This window comes from Streptomyces sichuanensis (genome assembly GCF_020328095.1).
Taxonomy (GTDB): domain Bacteria; phylum Actinomycetota; class Actinomycetes; order Streptomycetales; family Streptomycetaceae; genus Streptomyces; species Streptomyces cinnamoneus.
Genome location: NZ_JAIXMK010000126.1, coordinates 1 through 3,991, shown reverse-complemented (window position 1 = coordinate 3,991; position 3,991 = coordinate 1). Strand labels below are relative to the sequence as shown.

Annotated in this window: 2 protein-coding genes and 1 pseudogene; 2 read left to right on the top strand and 1 reads right to left on the bottom strand. The window is 74.3% G+C overall.

The window, feature by feature from the left end; translation table 11 throughout:
* On the top strand, window positions 1–2,300 hold a 2,300-nt coding region (locus LE181_RS26785), incomplete at its 5' end, for an Orn/Lys/Arg family decarboxylase (protein ID WP_225664076.1).
* 165 nt (window positions 2,301–2,465) lie between these two features.
* Here LE181_RS26785 and LE181_RS26780 read toward each other — a convergent pair.
* Entirely contained in the window at window positions 2,466–3,299 is an 834-nt protein-coding gene (locus tag LE181_RS26780; protein WP_225664075.1) for a maleylpyruvate isomerase family mycothiol-dependent enzyme, read from the bottom strand.
* A gap of 215 nt (window positions 3,300–3,514) precedes the next feature.
* Between LE181_RS26780 and LE181_RS26775 the strand changes: the two are divergent.
* Window positions 3,515–3,991, top strand: a pseudogene (locus tag LE181_RS26775) (2-oxoglutarate dehydrogenase, E2 component, dihydrolipoamide succinyltransferase); the annotation flags it as partial.

Here is a 3,991-nt window from a genome sequence, read left to right as displayed (position 1 = left end):
TCGGCGGGGGCTCCGAAGGCGAACAACTGCGCAGGATCCGCAAGGAGGTCGAGGCCCGCGGACTGGAGGTGCGCTGGGCCCGCACCGAGGCCGAGGCACGGGCGGTGCTGCGCACCGAAGCCGGCCTCGCCGCCGCGGTGGTCGCCTGGGACCTCGGCCCGGGCGCCGCGGCCGGCGGGGAGCCGGGCGGCTCCCCGGTGCTGCGCCAGATCGGCCGGCGCTTCAAGGACCTGCCCGTCCTCCTGGTCATGACGGACGAGGCCGACGACGACCTCGACCGCCTTCCCCTGTGGGTGTCGGAGGCCGTCGTCGGCTACGTCTGGCCGCTGGAGGACACCCCCGCCTTCATCGCCGGACGGATCGTCAGCGCGGCCCGCGCCTACCGCGAGGCCGTCCTGCCGCCCTTCTTCAAGGCCCTGCGGAAGTTCGACGACGCCCACGAATACTCCTGGCACACCCCCGCCCACGCCGGTGGCGTGGCCTTCCTGAAGTCCCCGGTCGGCCGCGCCTTCTTCGACTACTTCGGCGAGCGGCTGCTGCGCAGCGACCTGTCGATCTCGGTCGAGGAGCTCGGCTCCCTCTTCGAGCACACGGGTCCCGTCGGGGACGCGGAGCGCAACGCCGCCCGGATCTTCGGCGCCGACCGCACCTACTTCGTCCTGCACGGCAACTCCACCGCCGACCGCATGGTCGGCCACTTCTGCGTCGCCCAGGACGAGATCGCGCTGGTCGACCGCAACTGCCACAAGTCCGTCCTGCACGGCCTGGTCCTCTCCGGCGCCCGGCCCGTCTACCTCGTGCCCACCCGCAACGGCTACGGGCTGGCCGGCCCGCTGCCCCCGGCCGAGGTCGCGGCGGCGGCCGTCGCGGACCGCATCGCCCGCAACCCGCTCGCCCAGGGGGCGGTGTCACCGGGAGCCGAGTACGCCGTGGTCACCAACTCCACCTACGACGGGCTCTGTTACGACGCCGTGCACCTCGCCCGCGAGCTCGCCCCCAGCACGCCGCGGCTCCACTTCGACGAGGCGTGGTTCGCCTACGCCCGCTTCCACCCCCTCTACGCCGGGCGCTACGGCATGTCCGTCGACTCCACCGTCCTCGACGGCCCCGAACGCCCCACGGTCTTCGCCACCCAGTCCACCCACAAACTGCTGGCCGCGCTGAGCCAGAGCGCGATGGTGCACGTCAAGTCCTCGCCCAGGGCACCCGTGGACCACGACCGCTTCAACGAGGCGTTCATGATGCACGGCACCACCTCGCCGCTGTATCCCGCCATCGCCTCCCTCGACGTGGCCGCCGGGATGATGGACGGACCGCAGGGGCACTGGCTGATCGACGAGGCGGTCACCGAGGCCGTCCGCTTCCGCCAGGCCGTGGTCCGCACCGGCCGGCGCATCGCGCACTCCGGCGACCGGCCCGCCTGGTTCTTCGACGTCTGGCAGCCCGCGACCGTCACCGACCCGGCCACCAAGGAACAGCACGCCTTCGCCGACGCCCCCACCGAACTGCTGCGCACCCAGCCCTCCTGCTGGCAGCTGGAACCGGACGCCGACTGGCACGGCTTCCCCGGGCTCGGCGACGGCTACTGCATGCTCGACCCGGTCAAGGTGACGCTCACCTGCCCGGGCATCGACGCCGCGGGCCGCTGGGACGAATGGGGCATCCCCGCCCGGGTGCTGACCGCCTACCTGGCCACCCGCAACATCGTCGTGGAGAAGACCGACAGCTACACCACCCTCATCCTCTTCTCCATGGGCATCACCAAGGGCAAATGGGGCACCCTGCTGGACGCCCTCATGGACTTCAAGGCGCTCCACGACGCCGACGCCCCGCTGGAGCAGGTCCTGCCCGGGCTCCTGGCGCAGTACCCGCGGCGCTACGCCGGCACCACCCTGCCCGGCCTGTGCCGGTCCATGCACGACCACCTGCGCCGGGCCGACCTGGTCACGCTGCTGGACACGGCCTTCCAGGAGCTTCCCGAGCCCGTCGCCCCGCCCCAGTGGTGCTACCAGCAGCTGATCCGCCAGGGCACCGAGCGCGTACGGATCGCCGACGCGGCGGACCGCGTGGCCGCGGCCATGGTCACCGTCACTCCGCCCGGCATCCCCGTCCTCATGCCCGGCGAGTCGACCGGCGCCCCCGACGGGCCGTTGCTGCGCTACCTCGGCGCCCTGGAGTCCTTCGACCGCGCGTTCCCGGGCTTCCGCAGCGAGACCCACGGCGTCACCGTGGACCCCGACACCGGCGACTACGCGATCGAGTGCGTGCGCGAGGACCGCCGGCCGGGCCGCCGCCCCTGACCGCCCCGGGCGCCGGCCGGTGCGTTCCCAGGGTTTCTCCCGTAGTGCCCCGGCGGCGGCCGGCGGCATGCTGGCTGATGTGCGATCAGCGGCCCGCCGGGGACACGGGGGCCGGCGGGCCCGCGGCGCACGCGCCGGTCTGCTCGACGGGGGTGAGCAGACCGGTCACACGGGCGGGACGAGGGCGAAGTACCGGTCCAGCACCGCGGGATCGCCCTCGACCGCGTCGAGCCGGTCCGCGGGGATGCGGTGCCAGAGGAACAGCATCAGGTCCGACGCGGTGCCGGCCAGCTCGACGTCACAGGGACCGCCGTCGTCACCGACGCGGACGTCGTCGCCGTCGAAGTGCACCGTCCACTCGCCCGGGCCGTCGGTCCGCCGGAACCGGAAGCGCTCGCCCGCTCCCCGGGGCGCCTTCGTCCAGGCGCGCCGGGCCGGGGCCATGACGTCGAGGGCCTGGCCGACGGCGTCGTGCGCCAGCCCGGCGTCGACGGGCCCCGCTGCGCCCAGGGCGTTCTCGGCGTCCCAGCGGTGCACGGCCGCCTCGATCGTCTGGATACGCGCCCAGAAGGCGACGGACTGTTCCTGCGACCACGTCCAGACCCGCTCGGCCGGGTCCCGGTCGGCGAGCAGCGACTCCAGTGCGCGGGCCCCGTCGGCGAACCAGTCGACCAGGGTCTGCGGGACCGGGCCCCGGTTGGGCTCCTGCTCCGGCACCGGCCAGCCCGTCGTGTCCGCGGGGAGCCGGAGGAAGGCGAGGTCCAGCGTTGCCGACGGGGTCCGGGCGATCAGGTTCGCAAGGTCGTCCGGTGGTTCCTGGTGCCGTTCCGCGATGACGTGGGCCACGAATCTCTGCACGCCGCCCAGGTGCGCGACCAGGTCGGACACCGACCAGGCGGGGCAGGACGGGACCAGGGGCGCCGCGTCGGCGCCGGCGGCGCGGCGGGCGGCGGCCTCGAAGGCGAGGATCTCGCGACGGAAGTGCGGCAGACAGTCCATGGCCACACTCTGCCCCCGCGCCCGGCCCGGTATGTTCCGGTCGAACGGCCGTTCGTGCGGTGGTCCGTTGGTGGTGCCCCGGGAGATAAACCTCCGGCGGGTGTGATCACGCAATTTTCCGCCCATCGGGGTAATCCCGCTGTGAACACGCCAGGTTCTGCGGGGCGAAGTGCAGGCTGTCCGGGGTGAGGGGATGGCTGAGAACGGGATGTTCGGTGATGATCGCCCTGGCCGCCGTGGTGCTGGGCCCGGCGGGGGAGGCGGCCGCCGGTGACGGGGGCGCGGAAGCGGTGGTCGCCGGGCTGCCGGTGGTGACGGCCGTGGTCACCGGCCTGCCGGACCTGCTGCCGAAGCATCCGCCGTCGCATGTCGCCGTGGACGCACTCGGCGGTGCCGTGACGGCCGAGGTGATCGACGACGGCAAGGGGTGCGTGAACGTCACGGCGCACGCCCCCGCCACGGACGCGGAGGTCTGGCTGACCTGCCGCAAGCCGAAGCCCCCCGCCCCCGCCCCACCGGCCCCGGCCCCTCCCGCACCCGGAGCCCCGGCCCCGGGGGCACCGGCTCCCGCCCCGCCCGCGCCGGGCGCCCCGGCTCCCGGTGCTCCTGCACCCGGGGCTCCGGCGCCGGGTGCCCCGGCTCCCGGTGCTCCTGTACCCGGGGCTCCCGCGCCTGGCGCCCCGGCCCCTGGC

Coding starts and splice junctions, on each gene's coding strand:
- LE181_RS26780 (WP_225664075.1), bottom strand. CDS start 3,299: ATGGACTGTCTGCCGCACTTCCGTCGCGAGATCCTCGCCTTCGAGGCC.